Here is a 201-nt window from a genome sequence, read left to right as displayed (position 1 = left end):
CTGTCCTGTTCGGGATGGGAAGGAGTGGTTCCACCCTGCTATGGCCTCCGGGCTTTAACTTGTTCTGCATCTTACGATGCTCGGAAATTCTTATCAATCTTGACGAGCATTTAAGCTCTGCTTTGTTAACTTTACTTGCTACAACCAACGTAGGCTTTAAGCTTCACGGTTATAGGATCAAGCCTCACGAGCAATTAGTAT

Annotated in this window: 1 rRNA gene; it reads right to left on the bottom strand. The window is 45.3% G+C overall.

The window, feature by feature from the left end:
- Window positions 1-52 (bottom strand): 5S ribosomal RNA (gene rrf, locus ACYQ4O_RS13260); the annotation flags it as partial.
- Window positions 53-201 lie beyond the last annotated feature (149 nt).

It is taken from the genome of Turicimonas sp. TL08, assembly GCF_054660695.1.
This window is presented reverse-complemented; position numbering and strand designations above follow the sequence as displayed.